The sequence below is a fragment of the Microbacterium dextranolyticum genome, assembly GCF_016907295.1.
In the GTDB taxonomy this organism is placed as follows: domain Bacteria; phylum Actinomycetota; class Actinomycetes; order Actinomycetales; family Microbacteriaceae; genus Microbacterium; species Microbacterium dextranolyticum.
Genome location: NZ_JAFBBR010000001.1, coordinates 2,992,128 through 3,013,337, shown reverse-complemented (window position 1 = coordinate 3,013,337; position 21,210 = coordinate 2,992,128). Strand labels below are relative to the sequence as shown.

Below are 21,210 nucleotides of genomic sequence, written 5' to 3'. Positions count from 1 at the left end.
GAGCCCGAAACCACAGAAGAGCGGATGCCCGGAGGCATCCGCTCTTCTCGTTCGACGCGTCGCGTCAGATGGTCTTGGGGGCGTGGCCCTCGCCCTGCGTGGCGGTCTGGGCGCCCTCCTGCTGGAAGCGCTCGAAGGCCTCGCCGACCAGGCGCTCGGCCTCGGCGGCGTCGCCCCACTGGTCGACCTTGACCCACTTGTTCGGCTCGAGGTCCTTGTAGTGCTCGAAGAAGTGACCGATCTCGCCCTTGGTCCACTCGTCGAGGTCGCCGACGTCCTGGATGTGGTCCCAGCGCGGGTCCTTCGCGAGCACGGCGACGACCTTGTCGTCGCCGCCGGCCTCGTCGAGCATCTTCAGCACGGCGACGGGGCGGACCTTCGCCATGACGCCCGGGTACAGGTCGCGGTCGAGCAGCAGCAGCACGTCGAGCGGGTCGCCGTCTTCACCCAGAGTGTCTTCGAAGAAGCCGTAGTTGGCGGGGTAGCCCATCGGCGTGAACAGCACGCGGTCCAGGAACACGCGACCCGTGCCGTGGTCGACCTCGTACTTCACGCGGCTGCCGCGCGGGATCTCGATGACGGCGTCGTATGCGCCCATGCTGGTGCTCCTTCGGAGAGTCTGGTGGATTCCGCGCATCAGCCTAGTCGGGGCACACACGCGCGAGGGATAGCGTGGATGCCGTGGAGCACCGTCCGAGCCTCGATCCCGCTGTCGCCGAGATCCGCCGAGCGGTGCGCGAATCGCTCTCGACGATCACCGGCCCTGTGCTGGTCGGGCTCTCCGGCGGAGCGGATTCTCTGGCTCTGGTCGCGGCCGTCGCGTTCGAGGCTCCCAAGGTCGGCGTCGTCGTCACCGCGACGGTGATCGACCACGGACTGCAGCCCGGATCGGACCGAGTCGCCGCCCGCGCCGCGGCGGTATCCGAATCGCTCGGCGTGCCGGCGCGCGTCGTGCAGGTCGATGTCGGCCTCGACGGCGGCCCCGAAGCCGCGGCCCGCGACGCCCGCCGTCGCGCGCTCCTCGATGCCGCACGCACGGCGGGGGCCGAAGCCGTGCTGCTCGCTCACACCCTCGACGACCAGGCCGAGACCGTGCTCATCGGCCTCGCCCGCGGCTCGGGTGCGGCGAGCCTCGGCGCGATGGCCCCCGACCGGGTCGAGGAGGGCATCCGGATCATCCGCCCGCTCCTCGAGGTGCGCCGCACGCAGACCCGCGCCGCCTGCGCCGCGCAGGGGCTGCCGGTGTGGGAAGACCCCCACAACCTCGATCGCCGCTTTCTTCGGGTGCGCGTGCGCCAAGACGTCATGCCGGTGCTCGAAGCCGAGCTCGGCCCCGGCGTCGCCGATGCCCTCGCCCGCACGAGCGACCAGCTGCGGGAAGATGCGGCTGCCTTCACCGAGATGATCGACGAGACGATCGAAGACATCGTCGAGCATGCCGAGGCGGGCATCGCGGTGTCGGTCGCCGCGCTCGCCGCCAACCCGCCGGCGCTCCGCCACCGCATCATCCGCCACGTCGTCGCGAGCGAGTTCGGCGTGAGTCTCACCCGCGCCCAGACCCTCGAAGTCGCACGCCTCGTGACCGACTGGCGGGGCCAGGGGCCGATCGACCTTCCCGGATGCCGCGCCGCGCGCCTCGGCGCTCGGCTGGAGTTCACCGCGGCGGCCGGGTCGACGGACAGTGGCCCGCGTCGAGACGAGCGCACATGACGACGCGACGCCTGCTCGTCCTCGCCGCGGTCACCGCGGCATCCCTCGCTCTGGGAGGGTGCGCGTCCACCCCGCCGCAGAGCCGGCTCGACGACTACCGCGGTCAGGCCGAGCGACTGAGTGGCGAGCTCATCGCCGCGATCCCCGCCGAGCTGGCGGGCTCGACCGGAGTGCTCAACTCGCGCATGACTCTCGGAGCCGACATCTCTTCGCACGAGGGGGGCGGGAGCGCCCGCGTGGTGGAGCGTCGACCAATCGGTGACCCCCGCTCCCGTCGCGAACGCCGCCAAGGACGCGGCGGCGGCGATCGCGGCTCACCTCACCGCCGACGGGTGGACGGAGAAGCTCGTACGCTCCGATGACGAGCGCACGGTGGGCGGGTTTCGCAAGGACGGCTGGTACACCGACATCGCCTGGTACGCCACCGTCGCGGGCAAGGCCGAAGCGCTCGACCTCGCGATCGTGAGCCCCGAGACGGTGCGCGGCGACCATTGAGGCGCGCCATCGCTGACACCGGGGCGCATCGGCCCCCGGCGTGCACGCCCGGATACGTGAAGATCACATGATGACGAGACGTGTGTGGGCAGCCGTCGCGCTGCTGAGCGTGCTGATGCTGGGCATCCGTCGCCTAGCATCGAGTTATGCGCGCAGCCGACATCGCTGATCAGCTCACGACCGTCCTCGTCACCGAGGAGGAGATCCACGAGAAGCTGGCCGAACTGGCCGCGCGGGTGGAGTCCGACTACGAAGGCAAGGACCTCCTGCTCATCGGCGTGCTGAAGGGCGCCGTCATGGTGATGGCCGACTTCTCCCGCCGCCTCCACCGCGACGTCGTGATCGACTGGATGGCGGTTTCGTCGTACGGCGCGGGAACGAAGTCCAGCGGTGTCGTGCAGATCCGCAAAGACCTCGACACCGACCTGCACGGCAAGCACGTGCTCATCGTCGAGGACATCATCGACTCGGGGCTGACGCTCAGCTGGCTGCTCGAGAACTTCGCCTCGCGCGGTGCAGCCTCGATCGAGATCCTCGCCCTGCTGCGCAAACCCGAAGCGGCGAAGGTCGAGATCGACTGCCGCTACGTCGGTTTCGACATCCCGACCGACTTCGTCGTGGGCTACGGACTCGACTACGACGAGCGCTACCGCAACCTGCGCGACGTCGCCGTTCTCGCCCCGCACGTGTACAGCTGAGAACTCCTTCCGGCGCGGCATCCGACGGCCCGGCGTTCCGGGTTCGCCTGTGGCGAATGCACAGACGAGGCATAGTCCCGGCGAGGTAGCCTGAGCGGACCATGGATTTCAAGAAGCTCGCACGCAACCCGTTCGTTTACGTGTTGCTGATCGGCGCCCTCCTGATCGCCGGCATGACGCTCATCTCGTCGCTCACCGGCGCGAAGCAGATCACGACGCAAGAGGGCATGACGCTGCTCAAAGAGGGGTCCGTCACCGAGGTGACCACCACCGACGGCGACCAGCGCGTCGACATGACCCTGTCGAAGCCCTACGAGGGCGCGACGCAGGTGCAGTTCTACTACGTGGGAGCCCGTTCGCAGGAGGTCGTCTCGGCCATCGATGCCGCGAACCCCAAGGACGGCTTCAACGACGTCGTGCCGCGCACGACCTTCTTCGAGAGCATGATCTCGCTCCTGCTGCCGCTGCTGCTGCTCGGCCTGCTCTTCTGGTTCTTCTTCTCGGCCGCCCAGGGCGGCAACAGCAAGGTCATGCAGTTCGGCAAGTCGCGCGCCAAGCTCGTCACGAAAGAGACCCCGACGGTCACCTTCGCCGACGTCGCCGGCGCCGACGAGGCGATCGAAGAGATGCAGGAGATCAAGGACTTCCTGAAGGACCCGGCCAAGTTCCAGGCCGTCGGTGCCCGCATCCCCAAAGGCGTGCTGCTGTACGGCCCTCCCGGAACCGGCAAGACCCTGCTCGCCCGCGCCGTCGCCGGTGAGGCGGGCGTCCCCTTCTACTCGATCTCGGGTTCGGACTTCGTCGAGATGTTCGTCGGCGTCGGCGCGAGCCGCGTACGCGACCTGTTCACGCAGGCCAAGGAGAACGCCCCCGCGATCATCTTCATCGACGAGATCGATGCCGTCGGCCGTCACCGCGGCGCCGGCATGGGTGGCGGTCACGACGAGCGCGAGCAGACGCTGAACCAGATGCTCGTCGAGATGGACGGCTTCGACCCCAAGGTCTCGGTGCTCGTCATCGCGGCGACCAACCGCCCCGACATCCTCGACCCGGCTCTGCTGCGCCCCGGCCGCTTCGACCGTCAGATCGGTGTGGATGCCCCGGATCTGAAGGGCCGTCAGAAGATCCTCGAGGTGCACGGCCGCGGAAAGCCGCTCTCGTCGTCGGTCGACCTGTCGGTGATCGCCCGCAAGACCCCCGGCTTCACCGGCGCCGATCTCGCCAACGTGCTGAACGAGGCGGCCCTGCTCACGGCGCGCTCGAACGCGCAGCTGATCGACATGCGCGCCCTCGACGAGGCCATCGACCGCGTCATCGCCGGCCCCCAGCGTCGCACGCGCGTGATGAAGGACCGCGAGAAGCTCATCACCGCGTACCACGAGGGCGGTCACGCGCTCGCCGCCGCGGCCATGAACAACACCGACCCCGTGACGAAGGTCACGATTCTGCCCCGCGGCAAGGCCCTCGGATACACGATGGTGCTGCCCCTCGAGGACAAGTACTCCGTGACGCGCAATGAGCTGCAGGATCAGCTCACCTACGCGATGGGCGGACGTGTCGCCGAGGAGATCGTCTTCCACGATCCGACGACCGGGGCATCCAACGACATCGAGAAGGCCACCGGCATCGCCCGCAAGATGGTCACCGAGTACGGCATGACGACCGATGTCGGCCCCGTCAAGCTCGGCGGATCGTCGGGTGAGGTCTTCATGGGCCGCGACATGGGCCACGGCCGCGACTTCAGCGAGCGCATCGCCGAGCGCGTCGACCAGCAGGTGCGCCTGCTCATCGAACAGGCGCACAACGAGGCGTACGAGGTCATCAACGCGAACCGCGACGTGCTCGACAAGCTTGCTCTCGCGCTCCTCGAGAAGGAGACGCTCGACCACCTCGAGCTCGCCGAGATCTTCCGCGATGTCAAGAGGCTGCCCCCGCGCCCGCAGTGGCTCTCGAGCAGCGACCGCCCCGTCTCGACGCTGCCGCCGGTCGAGGTGCCGCGCCGTCAGGGCGAGGCCGGGCTCGCGGCATCCACCGCCGTGACGACCGAGCAAGCCGCCGAGAAGGCTCCCGCACGGCGTCAGGCGGGTCAGGCGCGACCTGCCACGGCCTGAGGACGCTGTGGCCGTCGATCGTGACCGCATCGCCGCCGCCGTTCGCGAGATCCTCGCCGCGATCGGGGAGGATCCCGAGCGTCCGGGCCTGAAGGCGACGCCGCAGCGTGTCGCGGATGCCTACGCCGAGTTCTTCGCCGGAGTCGGTGAAGATGCCGGGGCGCCGCTCGCGCACACGATCTCCGTGTCGCGCGGGCCGGCCCCCGATACGCTCCCGTCCGGCGCGGTGCTGCTGCGTGACATCCGCTTCCGGTCGGTGTGCGAGCACCACCTGCTGCCGTTCGCCGGGTTCGCCCATGTCGCCTACCTGCCCGGCGAGCAGGTCGTCGGGCTCGGCGCGTTGCCGCGAGTCGTCGACATCCTCGCCGCGCGCCCGCAGGTGCAGGAGCGGCTCGGGGAGCAGATCGCCGACACGATCGCGGGATCGCTCGATACCCGCGGCGTCATCGTGGTGCTCTCGGCGCGCCACGAATGCGTCACGATGCGCGGCGGTCGCCAGCCCGATGCCGCGACCATCACGATCGCCGCGCGCGGAGAGCTCGCCGAACCGGCGGCGCGCGCCGAGATCATGATGCTCCTCACCGGCTCGGGCTCGGGCGCGGGCCTGGGAGCCTGAAATGACCGTCATCATGGGCATCGTCAACGTCACGCCCGACTCGTTCAGCGACGGCGGACGCTACCTCGACACGGATGCCGCCGTCGCGCACGGTCTCGCCCTGCACGCCGCGGGGGCCGCGATCCTCGACGTCGGCGGGGAGTCGACCCGGCCCGGCGCGGCGCGGGTCGTCGCCGCGACGGAGCAGGAGCGCGTGCTGCCGGTCGTCGCCGCCCTCACCGCGGCGGGAGCGGTCGTGAGCATCGACACGATGAGTGCGGAGACCGCCGCCGCCGCCGTCGCTGCCGGGGCCCGCATCGTCAACGACGTGTCGGGCGGCCTCGCCGACCCCGAGATGCTGGGCGTCGTCGCGGCATCCGGCGCCGACGTCGTGCTGCAGCACTGGCGCGGCCCGTCCGCCGAGATGTACGCCCAGGCGCACTATGCCGACCTCGCGGCCGAGCTCACCGGCGAGCTCGAGGCGCGTGTGCGTGCCGCCGCGGCGGCCGGGATCTCGCCCGCCCGGATCATCCTCGATCCGGGCATCGGATTCGGCAAGCGCGGCGGCCAGAACTGGCAGGCGCTGCGCGCACTCGACCGGATCGTCTCGATCGGGCCGCGCGTGCTCGTCGGCACGAGCCGCAAACGCTTCCTCGCCGAGACCCTCGCCGCCGCGTCTAGTGCGGCTTCTGCCGCCGCCGCGCCGGCCGCTCCTGGTGCGGTTTCTGCCGCCGCCGCTTCTGCCGCTGCGGAGTCCCCGCGAAACCTCGCGTATGTACCGTTAGACGCCGAAAAAGCGTACATAGGGGAGGTCTCGCGGGGATCGGTGAGCCGGGTGGATGAGGTCGACGAGGGGCGGCGCGATCTGGCGACCGCCGTCACGAGTGTGCTGGCGACACAGGCAGGTGCCTGGGGAGTGCGCGTGCACGACGTGTCCGCGACGCGCGATGCGCTGGCGGTGCTGCGGGCCTGGGACCGAGGAGGATGCTGAGAGTGGATGCCACCGACGAGATCGTGCTGACGGGCGTGCGTGCCTTCGGGCACCACGGCGTCTACGCGCACGAGCGCCGCGACGGGCAGGAGTTCGTGGTCGACCTCACGCTGTCGGTCGACACGCGTCGCGCGGCCGAGACCGACGAGGTCACCGACACGATCCACTACGGCGAGGTCGCCGAACGCGTCGTCGAGCTCGTCGGTGCCGAACCGGTGAACCTGCTCGAACGCCTGGCCGCGCGGATCGCCGACGACCTGCTGACACGCGACGGCGTCGCCGCTGTCACCGTGACGGTGCACAAGCCCGCCGCGCCGATCCCCGTGCCCTTCGCCGACGTCGCCGTCACCATCCGCCGCACCGCACCGCATGCCTCGATGCCGGGAGGCGCCGCGTGAACCGTCGGCTCGCCCAGGGTATCGGCGCCGAGCCGCCCACCCCCACGACGCCCGAGACCACCGCCGTCGTCGCGATCGGTGCGAACCTCGGCGATCGCGCTGCGACGATCGACGAGGCACTGCGCGACCTCGCCCGCCTGCCGCTCACGACCGACATCCGGGCGGCGGCGCCCATCGAGACGGTCGCCCTGACGCTCGACGGGCCGGATGCCTCCGCCCCCGCCTACCTCAACACGGTCGCCCTGCTGACGACCCGCCTCGCTCCGAGCGTCCTGCTGGCGTATCTGCACGCGATCGAGCGGCGGCACGGGCGGGCACCGCGGGGAGCGGATCAGCCGCGCTGGCAGGACCGCACTCTCGACCTCGATCTGATCGCGTACGGCGACGTCCGCAGCACCGATCCCGCGTTGCAGCTGCCGCATCCGCGCGCCGCGGAGCGCGACTTCGTGCTCGCCCCGTGGCTCGTCGTCGACCCGGATGCCGTGCTGCCGGGCGCCGGGCGTGTGGCGGATCTCCTCGCGCACCTCCGGACGGACGCCGACGCATGAGACGCACCCGACCCAGTGTCCTCATCATCGCGGCGGTGCTCGGCGCCGTCGTCGGCTTCGGCGTCGATCAGCTGCTGACGAGTGCTGGCCGAGCGACGTTCACCCCCTCGCTCCTGCTCCCGGTGCTGCTCGTCCTGCTCGCCGCGGCGACCGTGCTGCTGGCCCTGCCCATCCGCCGTGCGATCACCGGGCGCGACCGTACCCCGGTCGATCCGTTCCGCGCCGTGCGCGTCGCGATGCTCGCCAAGGCATCCAGCCTCGTCGGCGCGATCATGGCCGGTCTGTCCGCCGGTCTGCTGGCCTTCCTGCTCACGCGTCCGGTCGCCCCCGTAGGCTCGGTGGTAGCCGTTGTCACGACGCTTGTCTCGAGCCTCGTGCTCCTGGCCGCGGCCCTCGTGGCCGAGCACCTGTGCACCATCCGGAAGGACGACGATGACGAACACGCCGAACCCGACGGGCCTCCCGAGCCGGGACTCGGGCTCTCCCACCGCGACTGACCCCGCTCCGACCGGCCCCACCGCGATGGACGCGGCTGCGGTGCAGCCGCCCGCCGACGAGGTGCTCGACGCGGGAACCTACGACCGGCTGCGCGAGCCGCGCAGCGAGAATCGGCTGCCGCTCGGCGACGGGGTCTGGCACCAGATCTCACCGAGGTACGTCACGGTGCAGCTGATCTCCACCGGGGCGGTCCTCGTCCTCGCCGTCGCAGCCGCACTCGTGGTGTGGTTCGTGACCGGGATGCCGTGGCCGCTGATCCCCGGCGGTGTCGTCGCCATCATCTGCCTCTGGACCCTCGCGATCCTCCCGCGGCAGGCACGCGCCTACGGCTATCAGCTGCGCACCGACGACCTGGTCTTTCGTCGTGGCATCCTCTGGCAGCGCATGGTCGCCGTCCCGTACGGGCGGATGCAGCTCGTCGACATCACCCACGGGCCGCTCGACCGCGGATTCGGCATCGCCCAGCTCAAGCTCGTGACGGCGGCCGCGACGACCGGCGTCACGATCCCCGGGCTGCGTCAGGATGCCGCGGAGCGGCTGCGCGACACTCTCATCGCCGTCGCCGAGACCCGGCGGACCGGCCTGTGAGCGACTCCGACAGCACTCCTCACGAGTCCGGCCCGGCCCCAGGGAGCGCGCCTCTCGCGCCGACCGCCGTCGCCGACGTCCGCTCTCCGCTGAGCGACGGCGAGTGGCATCGCCTGCACCCGCTCACGCCGGTGCTGCGCGGCGGGCTCTTCCTCATCGTCGTGATCGGGTTCGTCGTCGCCAACCTGCGCGACCGGCTCGTCGTCCTCTTCTTTCCCGGGCTCGGCGAGTGGGAGAGGTACGAGGGCGATCCCGTCGACTACGTCTGGGAGAACAATCTCTGGCTCGTCGCCGGCCTCGTCGTCCTCGGTGCGCTGCTGATCCTGCTCGGAGTGTTCTGGCTCTCGTGGCGATTCCACACGTTCCGCATCACCGGCGACGACGTCGAGGTGCGCAGCGGCGTGCTGTTCCGCACCCATCGGCGCGCGCCCCTCGACCGCGTGCAGGGGGTGAACCTCACCCGGCCGATGGTCGCGCGCCTGCTCGGCACGGCGAAGCTCGAGGTGGTCGGGGCGGGCCTCGACGCCAACGTCAAGCTGGAGTACCTGTCCACCGCGAACGCCGAGGCCGTGCGTGCCGACATCCTGCGCCTGGCCTCCGGGCGCCGGCTCGCCGAGGCGCAGGCCGCGGAGCGCCGCGGCGGGCCTCGCGTGCGTGCCGCCGCAGGCGTGGTCTCGGCCGGACTCACCGGCCTCATCGAGGGCGTCGACACCGAGGCCGCCGAACCGGCATCCGTCGTGCACATCCCGCCGGGCCGGCTGATCGCCTCGCATCTGCTGTCGAGCTCGACCCTGTGGATGCTGGGGCTCATCGCCGCGGTCATCGCGGGTGCCGTCTTCGGCACGCCCTGGGTGCTCTTCTCGATCGTTCCCACGGTGATCGCGTTCGGCGCGTACTGGTTCCGTTCCATCACGCGGTCCCTGCGCTATTCGATCGCCCCCACCGCGTCGGGTGTGCGCATCACGTTCGGACTGTTCACGACCATCACCGAGACCCTGCCGCCGGGGCGTGTGCACGCGTACGAGATCCATCAGCCGCTGATGTGGCGGCCGTTCGGGTGGTGGTCGATCCGGGTCAACCGCATGTCGGGCCGCTCGGCGACCGATTCGCAGTCGCTGCAGTTCGCCGAGGTACTTCCGGTCGGTACCCGCGCCGACGTCGAACGTGTGCTCGGGCTCTTCCTCAGCGGTCTCACCGAGGCCGAGATCGACACCCTCGCCACCGACGGGATGCTGGCGCTGCGCCGCCGCACCGACGACGACCCGTTCACCGCGACGCCGCGACGCGCACGCTGGCTGCGCCCGCTGTCGTGGCGTCGCAACGGACTGTTGCTGACCCCGCGCGCCCTGTTGCTGCGCCGAGGTGCCATTCGGCGGGGGCTCGTTCTTCTGCCTCTCGCCCGACTGCAGTCGGTGCGGATCTCGCAGGGGCCGCTCGATCGGGCCCTGCGCGTCGCGAACCTCACCGGCCACACCGTGATCGGACGCGTGTCGGGCGGACTCGGGATCATCGACCGCGACGACGCGCTCGCGGTCTGGAACGACATCGAGGCATCCGTCATCGACGCGGCTGCCCGCGACCGGTCGCACCGGTGGGAGGAGAGCGAACGATGAGCGCCGCGAGCAGACTGGGCGTCGGGATCATCGGAGCCGGGCGGGTGGGGCCGGTCGTCGGCGCCGCACTGGCCGGCGCGGGGCACGCGCTGACGGGGATCACGGCGGGTTCCGACCCCGATCGGGTCGAGGCCATCCTCCCCGGTATCCCGGTGCTGGCGGCCGATGAGATCGTCCGCCGCAGCGAGCTGGTGATCCTCGCGTTGCCGAGCGAGGAGCTGGGCGGCGTCGTCGCGGGCCTGGCGGAGCTCGGCGCGTGGCAGGTGGGCCAGCTGGTGCTGCACACCGCGCCCGGCTTCGGCGTCGAGGTGCTCGCGCCGGCGGCATCCCGCGGAGCCATTCCGCTCGCCGTGCATCCCGCGATCGCGTTCACCGGGACCTCGATCGATGTGCGACAGCTGCACGACGCGTTCGCCGCGGTGACGGCGCCCGCGGCGGTGCTGCCGATCGCGCAGGCGCTCGCCGTCGAGCTCGGCTGCGAGCCGGTCGTCATCGCCGAGGCCGACCGGCCGGCGTACGGCGAGGCGATCGCGACCGCCACGGAGTTCTCGGCCTCGGTCGTCCGCCAGTCGACGTCGCTGCTGCGCGACGTCGGCGTGACCGCCCCCGGGCGGTATCTGTCGACGCTCGTGCACTCCGCCGTCGATCGGGCGCTGCAGGACGGCGGCGCCGAGCCCGACCTCGAGCTCTGACCGACCGGGGCGTACGCGCCGGTCAGACCGCCGTCTCGGGCGACACGTCGATCGCTTGCACGATCGGGGTCGAGAGGCCCATGAGATGCACGGAGCACACGAGCGCTCCCCGCGCAGTCGGGATCCGCCAGCGCAGCGTCGACGCCTCGGGGGCGGCGACCACGCGTGCGTCGAGGGTCGGCGGATCCGTCAGCGGCGCGCCCACGCTCTCGATCAGTGCGCGCAGCCGGTCATCACGCACCTTCGTCGGGATGTCGCGCAGCACGTTCCGGGCGAGGGGGATCGGCAGGTCGGCGAACGAGGCTCCGTGTCGGATGGCCTCGTCGATCGCTCCCGCGGCGCGCCGCGTCTGCGGCCAGACGATGGCGCCCACCGCGGGGGCATCGCGTGCGCTCAACAGGGCATCGAGGGCGGACGCGGTGACCTGCCATGCGGGGAATGCGTCGGAGTTGCCGAAGGCGACCACACCGAACCGTGACTCGGGGTGCCAGCGCATGTGCGCGGCGAACCCCGGCAGGCCCCCGGAGTGGCCGACCGTCACGCCGTGCACGTCGTCGTGCTCGACCACGAGGCCGTAGCCGTATCCGGTCGCCAGCAGGGGACGGTCCCCGAACCGGGTGATGCGCGCGGGGTTGACGGTGTGGACGCGCTGCATCTCACGACGTGAGCGGCGGCTGAGCACAGCGTCCGCTTCGGGCGACCCCGTGGCGCCGGCGTCCTCGAACGCGGATGCCAGGAAGCCGACCCACCGGCCGATGTCGTCCACCGTGGAGAACAGGCTGCCGATGCAGGCCAGTGCGCCCGACCCGACGTACGGCTCGGGCGCGAACGTCGCTCCGTCATCGAAGGTGCGAAAACCTGCAGCGAGATCCGCCCCGGCGGGGAACGCCGCAGCATCCCACCGGGTGTCGGAAAGCCCGAGAGGAACCAGGATCCGCTCACTGACGACCTGCTCGACAGGTCGACCCTCGACTGCCTCGATGACACGGCCGACGAGCGACATTCCCACGTTGGAGTACTGGTAGCGCTCGCCGGGGGCGGCCGAGAGCTGCAGGCCCGCGGCGATGAGCGCACCGATCTCCTCTCGACTCGCGCCGAGGTGCTCGTCGCCCCACGGGTTGTCTTCGGGAAGGCCCGACCGATTGGAGAGCAGATCGTCGAGGGCGATCTCGACGGGCGCGCCGCGCAGACGGGTCGCGGACATCTCGGGGAGGTACGCGGTCAGGGGAGCGTGCAGATCCAGCCGACCCTCGTCCCGGAGCGACAGCGCGGTCGCGGCGAGAAAGCTCTTCGTGATCGACGCGACGCGGAAGACGCTCCCGCGGGCGGTGGAGCCGCCGTCGCGCCGCAGCTCGCCGAACGGATGCACGGCGATGACCGATCCGTCCCGCACGACCGCCGCGATCCCGCCGATCGCGAGGCGGCGGACATCCTCCGAGAGCGCCTGCTCCAAGACGGACCCGAACGAGGCATCCTCCGTCACGCCGTGCCTCCCGGGGCACCGGCATCGGCAGGATCCTGCGAGTTGAGCGACGCCTCCCGGCGCACGTCCGCGGCGAATCCCGCGACGAGCGCCCGGCTGGCGCGCGTGCTCTCGGCTTCGACCGCTTGCGCGCCGGCGAACACCACGGCGAGGGGTTCGTCGCCAGGGGCGGGCGTGGTCGGCTCCTCCCAGCCGAGCAGGTCGTCGGCACCGACCTCAGGGTGGAACTGCAGGCCGCGCACGTTCTCGCCCAGGCGGAAGGCCTGGTTCGCGACGGCACGGCTCGACGCGAGCAGCACCGCTCCGGGAGGGAGTCGCGTGATCATGTCCTGATGGTTCTCGATCATGTGCGCGCTCGTGCCGAGGCCGCCGATGACCGCGTCGGTGCGCCCTGCGGCGGTCGGGAGGATCTCGGTCGCCCCGCGTTCCTTCGGTCCGGTGTCGGCTGCGACCTCGCCGCCGCCGACGTGCGCCAGGATCTGGCCGCCGAGGCAGATGCCGAGGGTGGGGATGTCGCCGTCGATCGCCTGACGGGCGAGTGCGCGCTCCGCGGCGAGCCACGGGCCCGCCGCGTCGTCGTCGGGCATGAGTCCGCCGCCGAGCATCACCAGGCCGTCGAATCCCTCGAGGCTCGAGGGAAGACCGCCGGCGCCGAGCATGACCTCGGGGTCGAGGCCCTCGTCGCGCAGCCACCCGCTCAATCGGCGCGGGCCGGAGGGCTTCGCATTCTGGACCACCAGGACCCGGGGGCGTCGGGTGGTGCCCTCGCCCGCGGCCGTGAGGTCGACGGCGGGGCGGATGCCGACCGGCTCGCCCGCCGTTCCGGCGAGGAAGGTGCGGTAGTCCTCGTCGACGACGCCGAGCACCCGCAGGATGTTGCCGTGCGTCAGCGCGTCGAGATCGTCGGACGTCCACCCCCGGCGAGCCAGCTCGTCCACCAACGCCGGGTAGCCTGCGACATCGTCGAGTCCGGCGGGCATGGCATCCGTGCCGTCGTAGTCGCCGCCGAGCCCGACCGCCGAGATCCCGGCGATGGCACGTACGTGCTCGACGTGGTCGGCCACGGCCGCCACATCGACGACGGGAGCCGGTCCGACCTCGCCCGCCTCGACCCAGGCGCGTCGCTCGGGGGAGAGGAAGGAGGGGACGAAGGTCACCATCACGACCCCGCCGGAAGCTCCGATGCGGGCCAGGACGTCGTCGGGTACATTCCGGGGGTGCCCGCACACCGCGTGCGCGCCGGAGTGGCTGACGATGACCGGGCGCACGGAGGTGTCGAGGGCGTCGCGCATGGTGTCGGGCGACACGTGGGCGAGATCGACCAGCATCCCGATGCGGTTCATCTCACGCACCACGTCACGACCGAACGGTGTGAGGCCGCCGTGCCGGGCCGCGTCGGTCGCCGAATCCGCCCAAGCGATCGTGCGCGACCACGTCAGGGTGAGATAGCGCGCGCCCAATCGGGCATACTGCCGCAGCACACCGAGCGACCCGTCGATCTGTGCGCCGCCCTCGACGCCGATGAGCGAGCCGATGCGTCCCCGCTTCATCGCGGCGCGCAGGTCCGAGGCCGTCGGCGCCCAGGCGAGGTGATCGGGATGAGCGTCGACGAGGCGGCGCACAAGGTCGATCTGCTCCAGGGTCGCCGTGACCTGCTCGGCACCGCGCAACGTCGGGTCGACCCACACCGACCAGAACTGGCCGCCGACGCCGCCACGGCGCAGTCGCGGGATGTCGGTGTGCAGGTCGGGCAGGGCGGATGCCACGCCCGCGACCCGGGAGCCGTGAGAGCTGCGCAGCGCCCACGGCAGATCGTTGTGTCCGTCGATCACGAGGTGCATGCCGTCAGGCCTTCCGTGCGTCCAGTCCCGTCGCGATGAGCGCGGTGATGTCGTCATCCGTCGATCGTTCCACGCCGTCCAGGTGCGACACGGCGGCCGCGCCCCGTGTCGACGAGCACAGCCACAGAGCGTCGGCGTCACGGAGCTCGTCGACGGTGACCGTTCGGACCGCCGTCGCGTGCCCCGCTGCGGCGAGGACTACGAAGGCATCGTGCTGCGTCGTGCCGGGAAGGATGCCGAGGTCGACCGGCGGGGTGACGAACGTGTCGCCGACACGGGCGATCACCGTCGAGTTCGGGCCTTCGAGGACCAGCCCGTCGGTGGAGACGAACACCACATCGTCCGCTCCGCGACGCCGGGCTTCGCGCAGCGCCGCCATGTTCAGGGCGTATGAGAGGGTCTTCGCCCCCTGCAGCAGCCAGGGCGAGGTCTGCGCGACATCGGAGCGGTAGCCGCGATCGAGGGTCACGACCCGGATCGGACCGGCCTGTCGCGGGGGCGACACGAAACCGAGGACCCAGCCCATCGTCGCGTTCTCTCCGGCCTCGTCGCCGCGGGACAGGACGTACTTGATCGCCGCTCGCGGGTGGGCTCGCATCCGATCAGCGGCGGCCTGGATCACCGCCTCCCACGCGTCGAGGTCGGGCGCGGGCAGGTCGAGCATGCGTGCCGACCGGGCGAATCGATCGAGGTGGGCCCGCATCGCCTGCGGTACGCCGTGCACGACCACGATCGTCTCGAAGATCCCGTCGCCGCGGGTGGCGGCGAGCTGGGTGACGGTCAGGGCGGGATCGTGGGGGGAGACCTCGATCGGGGCGGCGGCGGTCGCGTCGACGAGGAACAGGACGTCGGGGGTCATGGCTCTTTCCGTGGAGTGAGGGGCTCAGCGCAGTGCGGCGTCGACCTCGACGAGGTCGACCGTGTGCTCCCGGATGCAGGCGAGGTCGATCTCGTGCCCGAGCCCGGGGGTGGTGGGAACCTGCACGCGACCGTCGACGGCGATCACGGGAGGAAGGATGACATCGCGCGCGTAGTACTTGTCCGATCCCGACACGTCGGAGGGCAGGGTGAATCCGGGCAGCGACGACAGGGCGACGTTCGCGGCGCGACCGATGCCGAATTCGTGCATGCCGCCGCACCAGACCGGGACGCCCGCGTCGCGGGCGAGGTCGTGCGCTGCGCGTGCCACGCTCAGACCGCCCATGCGGGAGACCTTCACGTTGAGGATTCGTCCGGCCCCGGTGAGGAGCATGGTGCGCAGGTCATCGAGGGTCTCGACGCTCTCATCGAGGCAGACGGGGGTGTCGATACTGCTCTGCAGGCGCGCGTGCGTGGCGAAGGCGCGGGGCGCGAACGGCTGCTCGATCATGGTGAGCCGCTGCGTGTCGAGCGCGGTCATCACGGCGAACGACTCGTCGCAGTCGGGGTAGGCGCCGTTGGCGTCGACGTGCACATCGAGGTCGGGGTATTCCGCTCGCACGGCGCGGACGGGCTCGACGTCCCAGCCGGGCGCGATCTTCAGCTTGACTCGGCGGTACCCCGCGCCGACGTGGGTGGCGACCTGTTCGAGCAGTGCGGGAATGGTCGGTTCGATGCCGAGTGAGACCCCCGCGTCCACGCGTGTGCGCGTGCCGCCCAGGGCCGCGGCCAGTGGCTGTGCGCCCGCGCGGGCGAAGAGGTCCCACGCGGCGATCGAGAATCCGGCCTTCGCGAACTCGTTGCCGCGGATCCGCGCCCACGTTGCTTCGAGCTCGGCGGGTGTGTCCCACGACGCGCCCAGCACGGCCGGTGCGAGGTAGCGTTCGGCGATGAGAAGAGCGGTCTCGGTCGTCTCCGAGCCGTAGTAGGGATCGGCCGGTGAGGCGATCTCGCCCCAGCCGGTGAGGCCGGACTCGTCGGTGAGTTCGACGAGCACGTGCTCCAGGGAGCTCTTTCGGTGCGAGCTCGTCTGGAACTCGTGCACGAGGGGCAGCAGCACGCGGTGCAGCCGTACGCGGTCGACTCTCATGGCGTCGTCTCCGTTCCCGCGGGGAAGTGGTCGTCGGGGTGGTACAGGTCCAGATCGGCCGCGATCACGTCGCGTGCCGCGAGACGTCGGCGGGCACCCTTCGCGCTGGCCGCGGTGAGAGTGCTGAGCAGATGGCATACCGCGGCGACCGAGGTCGGCGAGTCCGACGAGGATGCGGAGTGGGTGTGCACCGGCAGAAGCACCGTCGCCGCCGCCGCGAGCGGTGCATCGACTGTGTCTGTGATGACGATGACCTCGCCGCCTGCGCGGCGGAAGAGTTCACCGAACCGCACTGTCTCTTCGCGGTAGCGGCGCATGCTGAACGCGATCAGCACATCGGATGCCCGCACGTCGCTGAGCACGGTGAGGTCGGTGAGGCTGCGCCCGTCGACGACGAACACGTTCGACAGTGTGGTGGCCAGATCCGCGCCGAGCAGCTCGGCGTAGGCGGCGCTCTTGCCCCGGCCTGTCAGATACCGCCGGCGTGCACCGAGGATCAGGCCCGCCGCGCGCGACACATCGCCGCTGGATGCCAGTTCGGCGAACGTCAGCGCGAGTGAACGGCTCTCGGTGTCGATCACGCGGGCGAGCAGCGCTTCGGCCGACACGTTCGTGCGGAACCTGTCGCCGTACCTGTCTCCGGGCGACCGGAGGCGGCGATCGCGGGACTCCACACTGTCGTCGCTCATGGGGTCTCCCCTTCTGTCGTCGGCACGGCGAGATAGGCGCTGGTCGCTTCGTCGATGCGGGTGCAGGTCACGAGGATCCGGCCGTTCATGGCCTCTGCGAGAGCGAGGCGGGCCCGGTCGGCGACGGGGTCCGCGCCGACGGAGGGAGCGCTCGGGATCGCGATCCAGCACGCCCCGTCACCCAGTCCGTCCGCGTCGACCACGGCGCCGGGCCGCCCCGCCAGCGTCGCCGGCGCGTGCGCGCGCCGGTACGCCTGATGAGGGTCATCGGTCCGTGAGAGGTTCCAGTCCACGACGAGGCGGTCCGACCCCGGGCGGTCGTAGAAGTCACGTTCGTACCGGATGCCCTCGGCGCCCAGGGTCACGAGATTGAAGTGGGCGTTGCGCACGAGAAGCGGGTCGAACGTCCATCGCATGTGCGTCTGACCCCAGCCCAGCGCGACCTCTCGCTGCGCGGTCTTCAGGCGACGGCCGATGCCCGTGCCCTGGTATCGGCGGTCCACGACGGCCGCCTGTGAATAGTGGTAGCGGGCGCGCGACTCGTCGGTTCCTTCGAACCCGTAGACGAAGCCGACGAGCTCTCCGGAATCGTCGACCGCTCCCAGAGTCGCTCCGCCGTTCTTGCGCAGCGCGCTCAGGAGGTTGGCGTTGAGCCCCAGATCGGATCCCGCGTATCCGAACACGCGGGAATAGAGCTCTGCGGCGCGGCGATAGTCGTCGGCCGTGGACAACGTCTCCACTCGAACGGAGGAGAGAAGGGAGGGGGGCACGATACGGAACCTAAGTTTGCGAGAGTCGGGCGGACATCACTGAATTTATGGCATCAGATAACGCCATACAAGATGACGAATGTGACAGATATGTTTCGTATCTCGACTTGTTGGCGCCGTGAGGCGAGGATGGAGAGGTGGACACACCGATGAACTCCGTCACCGACGAGATCCTCCACCGCTGCCGTGAACGACTCGATTCGCTCGTGCGAATCGAGTCTCCCTCCTTCGATGTGGAGTCGAGCGCGCGGATCGCCGATCTGCTGGATGCCTGGTGGCGAGACGCCGGCGCGCAGACCCGACTGGTGACCACCGGGGCCGGTGTCTCGCTGATCGCCGACCTCCCGGGGCGCGGAGACCCCGTGCTCTTCGTCGGGCATTCCGACACGGTCTGGCCGCACGGAACGCTGGCCGGGGAAGTGCCCTTGCGAGAGGACGGAGGCATCCTCCGCGGTCCCGGCGTCTACGACATGAAGAGCGGGCTGGCGGCGATGCTTGCGGCCGTCGAGGCCTCGACGGGCCGTGACCGACGTGCGGTGCGCGTCGTCGTCGTCGCTGACGAAGAGGTCGGCTCGCCGACCACCGGAGGGCTTCTCCGTGAGGCATCCGCCGGTGTCTCGGCCGTTCTCGGCTTCGAGTCGCCGCACCCGGACGGTGCTCTGAAGGTGGGCCGGCGGGGGAGCACACGGATCCGTCTGGCGGTGACCGGCCGCGCCGCGCATGCGGCTCTCGATCCCGGCGCAGGGATTTCGGCGGTGGACGAGCTCGTCGACCAGCTGCTGCGCGTTCGTCGCATCGTGAGCGACCCCGGTCTGCCGTCGGAGGTGCTCTGCAATGTCGGGTCGCTGTCGGGCGGCACCCGCGCGAACGTCGTCGCGGCGGAGGCCGAGGCGGAGATCGGCCTGCGGTTCATCGATGCCCAGGCCCAGGACAAGGTGCTCGCCGAGTTGCATGCGCTCACTCCCCTTCGCGCCGGTGCGGATGTGCGGATCGAGGTGCTGAGCCATCGCCCCGCGTGGGCGGCCACGGAGCGCGATCGTGACGTGGCGCGCCGCCTCGCTCGCGCGGCGGCGCGGGTGGGGCAGCAGCTGGAGTCGCGCCCGGCGGCGGGTGCGGGCGACACGAACGCGCTCGGGTCGTGGGGCCTTCCGACGGTCGACGGCATGGGCCCCCGGGGCGGCGGGGCGCACGCCGTCGGCGAGCACATCGTCCTGGCATCCCTCGCCGAGCGCATCGCGCTGCTCACCGAGTTCCTGGCCGACGTCGACGACGACGTGTGTGCCGAGGATATGTAACGAATCATCGACAATTTCGTCGGGATGCGTGGCGGGTCGTGCCGCTGATGCACTCGCTCGTGCTGGTGCACTCATGCCCCGATTCCCTGGTGAAACCAGGTGTTGTCGATGTGATATGGGGGCGAGGCGGCGGATTCACAGATGGGTGCGATCCGCCTCCGCCCTGTTACGAGCGTGTGAAGAATGCAAGGATGCGGTACGTAAGGGCTTGTCTCGACGCGAACCATCATGTTCACTGATGCCAGTGATCATCGGGGTCGGCCAGGTCGACCCCGGCGGAAAGGAACCGGAATGTCGATTCGTAACCGTGTGGGCGTCCGACGAGCGCTGACGCTCGCTGTGGCGGCCGCTCTCGTGGCGTTGCCTGTCGGCGCGGCGCATGCTCAATCTCCCGCAGGGCTCTCGGTGGCGGCGGACGCCACGCCCGCGCCCGATACGAGCGCATCGGCCACCACGCTGCGCATCGCGACGTCGGGTCACGTGGACTCGTTCAACCCGTTCACGTCGATCTACCTGCTTCCCACCAACCTCATCCGGTACATGTACGAGAACCTGGTGCAGAACGACCAGCAGGACGGCTCGCCGACGAAGGGTCTCGCCGACTCGTGGACCACGGACGACGGTGGTCAGAAGTGGACGTACACCCTGCAGGACGGACTGACCTGGTCGGACGGTGAGCCCATCACCTCCGCCGACGTCGTCTACACCTACGAGCAGATGCTGACGGTGCCGGCGCTCGCCGTCGCCAACGGCAACCTGGTCTCGAACTTCGCGTCCGTCGATGCACCCGACGACAAGACCGTCGTCATCACCTTGAAGGCGCCCCAGGCTCCCAACCCGGGCAGCGAGATCCCGATCGTCCCGAAGCACGTGTGGGAGAAGATCGCCGACCGGTCCACCTACGCGAACGACAGCAACGTCGTCGGTTCGGGATCGTTCCTGATCGATTCCTACAGCGCGAACCAGTCGATCACGCTGAAGGCCAACCCCACGTTCTGGCGCGGCGCTCCGAAGATCGACCGACTGCAGTACATCTACTACACGAACTCCGACGCTCAGGTGCAGGCTCTGCGCGCAGGCGAGGTCGACTTCGTCGGCAGCCTCACGCCGACGCAGTTCGACGCGTTGAAGGGGGCGCCGGGCATCACGACGCACTCCGGTGAGGGTCGCCGGTATGCCTCGTACAGCTTCAACGCCGGAATGAAGACCCGCGACGGCCAGAGCTTCGGCACGGGCAACCCCGCCCTCGCCGACGTCAAGGTGCGTCAGGCGATCCGTCAGGGCATCGACACGAAGGCGCTCCTGAAGAACGTCCTGCAGGACCAGGGCGTGCCCGGAACGTCGTTCATCCCCGCCTCGTTCGCGAAATGGACCCTCCCCGCCGACGACTCGGTCGTGAAGTCCTATGACCCCGACGCGGCCAAGGCCCTCCTCGAGGCCGACGGCTGGGTCGCCGGGGCGGACGGCATCCGCGTCAAGGACGGCAACCGTCTGAGCCTGCGGCTCCTCGTGGACGCGTCGGACGTGACCGAGCAGTCGACAGCCGAGTACTTCGTGCCGTGGATGAAGGCGATCGGCATCGACATCCAGGTGGAGTCGACCGACGACGACACGATCAGCACGCGCTCGGTCAAGGGCGACTACGACATCTACTTCACCGGGTGGAGCGTCAACCCCGACCCCGACTACCAGCTCGGCATCAACACCTGCGCCAACCTGCCCACCGACGTCGACGGCTCGGGCGGCACGACCCAGGATGGCTACTGCAACCCGGAGTTCGACAAGCTCTACGCGCAGCAGCGCTCCGAGCTCGACGAAGGCAAGCGTCAGTCGATCGTCCACGACATGCTCGCGATGAACTACGAGGATGCCGCCCAGGTCGTCCTCTGGTACGCGAACGGACTCGAGGCGTACCGCTCCGACCGATTCACGAACTTCTCGCTGCAGCCCGAGAAGGACGGCATCATCGCGAACCAGGCCGGGTACTGGGGCTTCCTCACCGTCGAGCCCGCCAGCGGCGGCGACGCGGGCGGCGGCGTGAACGTCGGCCTCATCGTCGTGGGCGTGATCGTCGCGCTCGCCGTCATCCTGGCGATCGTGATCGCCGTGATCCGCCGCCGCCGGGCCGGCGACCGCGAGTAGCACATGAGATCTGCGCGCGACGCCCCGCCGGGCGTCGCGCGCAGA

21 protein-coding genes are annotated in these 21,210 nt (G+C 70.4%); 14 read left to right on the top strand and 7 right to left on the bottom strand.

Annotation, left to right across the window (positions count from 1 at the left end):
- Positions 1-64: 64 nt before the first annotated feature.
- Positions 65-598: an inorganic diphosphatase gene (locus JOE64_RS13735; protein WP_204964759.1), complete on the bottom strand. Its 534-nt coding sequence runs from the start codon at positions 596-598 to the stop codon at positions 65-67.
- 74 nt (positions 599-672) lie between these two features.
- On the opposite strand from JOE64_RS13735, the gene tilS reads away from it, so the two are divergent.
- The 12 genes from tilS to JOE64_RS13670 all read left to right on the top strand — a co-directional run bounded on the left by tilS (position 673) and on the right by JOE64_RS13670 (position 10,937).
- Positions 673-1,710 carry a tRNA lysidine(34) synthetase TilS gene (tilS, locus tag JOE64_RS13730; RefSeq protein ID WP_204964758.1) on the top strand — a complete coding sequence of 346 codons (1,038 nt, stop codon included), beginning with the start codon at positions 673-675 and terminating at the stop codon, positions 1,708-1,710.
- Positions 1,711-1,968: 258 nt separating this feature from the next.
- A complete protein-coding gene (locus JOE64_RS13725) occupies positions 1,969-2,205 on the top strand; it encodes a hypothetical protein (protein ID WP_204964757.1) in 237 nt (78 codons plus the stop codon).
- A 146-nt stretch (positions 2,206-2,351) separates the two neighbouring features.
- Positions 2,352-2,903, top strand: coding sequence for a hypoxanthine phosphoribosyltransferase (gene hpt, locus JOE64_RS13720; RefSeq protein WP_204964756.1), 552 nt, complete (start codon positions 2,352-2,354; stop codon positions 2,901-2,903).
- Between the two features lie 101 nt (positions 2,904-3,004).
- Entirely contained in the window at positions 3,005-5,014 is a 2,010-nt protein-coding gene (gene ftsH / locus JOE64_RS13715) for an ATP-dependent zinc metalloprotease FtsH (RefSeq protein WP_204964755.1), read from the top strand.
- A gap of 7 nt (positions 5,015-5,021) precedes the next feature.
- On the top strand, positions 5,022-5,630 hold the full coding sequence (folE, locus tag JOE64_RS13710; RefSeq protein WP_204964754.1) for a GTP cyclohydrolase I: 609 nt from the start codon (positions 5,022-5,024) through the stop codon (positions 5,628-5,630).
- Between the two features lies 1 nt (position 5,631).
- Positions 5,632-6,600, top strand: a complete 969-nt coding sequence (folP, locus tag JOE64_RS13705; RefSeq protein WP_239531784.1) for a dihydropteroate synthase — start codon at positions 5,632-5,634, stop codon at positions 6,598-6,600.
- 2 nt (positions 6,601-6,602) lie between these two features.
- Positions 6,603-6,998, top strand: a complete 396-nt coding sequence (folB, locus tag JOE64_RS13695; RefSeq protein WP_204964753.1) for a dihydroneopterin aldolase — start codon at positions 6,603-6,605, stop codon at positions 6,996-6,998.
- Positions 6,995-7,546 carry a 2-amino-4-hydroxy-6-hydroxymethyldihydropteridine diphosphokinase gene (folK, locus tag JOE64_RS13690; RefSeq protein WP_204964752.1) on the top strand — a complete coding sequence of 184 codons (552 nt, stop codon included), beginning with the start codon at positions 6,995-6,997 and terminating at the stop codon, positions 7,544-7,546. The genes folB and folK overlap by 4 nt, the downstream gene beginning before the upstream one ends.
- Entirely contained in the window at positions 7,543-8,043 is a 501-nt protein-coding gene (locus JOE64_RS13685; RefSeq protein WP_204964751.1) for a DUF3180 domain-containing protein, read from the top strand. The genes folK and JOE64_RS13685 overlap by 4 nt, the downstream gene beginning before the upstream one ends.
- Entirely contained in the window at positions 7,979-8,632 is a 654-nt protein-coding gene (locus tag JOE64_RS13680) for a PH domain-containing protein (RefSeq protein ID WP_204964750.1), read from the top strand. The genes JOE64_RS13685 and JOE64_RS13680 overlap by 65 nt, the downstream gene beginning before the upstream one ends.
- Before the next feature lie 89 nt (positions 8,633-8,721).
- Positions 8,722-10,245: a PH domain-containing protein gene (locus JOE64_RS13675; RefSeq protein ID WP_204965101.1), complete on the top strand. Its 1,524-nt coding sequence runs from the start codon at positions 8,722-8,724 to the stop codon at positions 10,243-10,245.
- A complete protein-coding gene (locus JOE64_RS13670) occupies positions 10,242-10,937 on the top strand; it encodes a DUF2520 domain-containing protein (RefSeq protein ID WP_204964749.1) in 696 nt (231 codons plus the stop codon). Before JOE64_RS13675 ends, JOE64_RS13670 begins: the two co-directional genes overlap by 4 nt.
- Before the next feature lie 22 nt (positions 10,938-10,959).
- Here JOE64_RS13670 and JOE64_RS13665 read toward each other — a convergent pair whose 3' ends face one another.
- From JOE64_RS13665 to JOE64_RS13635, 6 genes are read right to left on the bottom strand one after another with little or no spacing between them, the layout of a single operon-like run.
- Positions 10,960-12,420: a serine hydrolase domain-containing protein gene (locus JOE64_RS13665; protein ID WP_204964748.1), complete on the bottom strand. Its 1,461-nt coding sequence runs from the start codon at positions 12,418-12,420 to the stop codon at positions 10,960-10,962.
- Positions 12,417-14,261 (bottom strand): membrane dipeptidase, encoded by a 1,845-nt coding sequence (locus tag JOE64_RS14850; protein WP_307821684.1) that lies wholly within the window; start codon positions 14,259-14,261, stop codon positions 12,417-12,419. Before JOE64_RS14850 ends, JOE64_RS13665 begins: the two co-directional genes overlap by 4 nt.
- Positions 14,262-14,265: 4 nt before the next feature.
- Positions 14,266-15,120: an aminodeoxychorismate lyase gene (locus JOE64_RS13650; protein ID WP_204964747.1), complete on the bottom strand. Its 855-nt coding sequence runs from the start codon at positions 15,118-15,120 to the stop codon at positions 14,266-14,268.
- Between the two features lie 24 nt (positions 15,121-15,144).
- Positions 15,145-16,269, bottom strand: a complete 1,125-nt coding sequence (gene menC / locus JOE64_RS13645) for an o-succinylbenzoate synthase (RefSeq protein ID WP_204964746.1) — start codon at positions 16,267-16,269, stop codon at positions 15,145-15,147.
- A complete protein-coding gene (locus JOE64_RS13640) occupies positions 16,266-16,958 on the bottom strand; it encodes a MurR/RpiR family transcriptional regulator (protein WP_204964745.1) in 693 nt (230 codons plus the stop codon). Before JOE64_RS13640 ends, menC begins: the two co-directional genes overlap by 4 nt.
- Positions 16,955-17,689 (bottom strand): GNAT family N-acetyltransferase, encoded by a 735-nt coding sequence (locus JOE64_RS13635; RefSeq protein ID WP_204964744.1) that lies wholly within the window; start codon positions 17,687-17,689, stop codon positions 16,955-16,957. The genes JOE64_RS13640 and JOE64_RS13635 overlap by 4 nt, the downstream gene beginning before the upstream one ends.
- A gap of 176 nt (positions 17,690-17,865) precedes the next feature.
- Here JOE64_RS13635 and JOE64_RS13630 point away from each other — a divergent pair, with 176 nt between their 5' ends.
- Both JOE64_RS13630 and JOE64_RS13625 read left to right on the top strand, forming a co-directional pair.
- Positions 17,866-19,023 (top strand): M20/M25/M40 family metallo-hydrolase, encoded by a 1,158-nt coding sequence (locus JOE64_RS13630; protein ID WP_271202496.1) that lies wholly within the window; start codon positions 17,866-17,868, stop codon positions 19,021-19,023.
- Positions 19,024-19,314: 291 nt separating this feature from the next.
- Positions 19,315-21,165: an ABC transporter substrate-binding protein gene (locus JOE64_RS13625; RefSeq protein WP_204964743.1), complete on the top strand. Its 1,851-nt coding sequence runs from the start codon at positions 19,315-19,317 to the stop codon at positions 21,163-21,165.
- Positions 21,166-21,210 lie beyond the last annotated feature (45 nt).

Bases quoted from the DNA above. Each gene is read 5' to 3' on its own strand.
- JOE64_RS13735 (WP_204964759.1), bottom strand. From the start codon at position 598: ATGGGCGCATACGACGCCGTCATCGAGATCCCGCGCGGCAGCCGCGTG.
- hpt (WP_204964756.1), top strand. From the start codon at position 2,352: ATGCGCGCAGCCGACATCGCTGATCAGCTCACGACCGTCCTCGTCACC.
- ftsH (WP_204964755.1), top strand. From the start codon at position 3,005: ATGGATTTCAAGAAGCTCGCACGCAACCCGTTCGTTTACGTGTTGCTG.
- folP (WP_239531784.1), top strand. From the start codon at position 5,632: ATGACCGTCATCATGGGCATCGTCAACGTCACGCCCGACTCGTTCAGC.
- JOE64_RS13685 (WP_204964751.1), top strand. From the start codon at position 7,543: ATGAGACGCACCCGACCCAGTGTCCTCATCATCGCGGCGGTGCTCGGC.
- JOE64_RS13680 (WP_204964750.1), top strand. From the start codon at position 7,979: ATGACGAACACGCCGAACCCGACGGGCCTCCCGAGCCGGGACTCGGGC.
- JOE64_RS13670 (WP_204964749.1), top strand. From the start codon at position 10,242: ATGAGCGCCGCGAGCAGACTGGGCGTCGGGATCATCGGAGCCGGGCGG.
- JOE64_RS14850 (WP_307821684.1), bottom strand. From the start codon at position 14,261: ATGCACCTCGTGATCGACGGACACAACGATCTGCCGTGGGCGCTGCGC.
- JOE64_RS13650 (WP_204964747.1), bottom strand. From the start codon at position 15,120: ATGACCCCCGACGTCCTGTTCCTCGTCGACGCGACCGCCGCCGCCCCG.
- menC (WP_204964746.1), bottom strand. From the start codon at position 16,269: ATGAGAGTCGACCGCGTACGGCTGCACCGCGTGCTGCTGCCCCTCGTG.
- JOE64_RS13640 (WP_204964745.1), bottom strand. From the start codon at position 16,958: ATGAGCGACGACAGTGTGGAGTCCCGCGATCGCCGCCTCCGGTCGCCC.
- JOE64_RS13625 (WP_204964743.1), top strand. From the start codon at position 19,315: ATGTCGATTCGTAACCGTGTGGGCGTCCGACGAGCGCTGACGCTCGCT.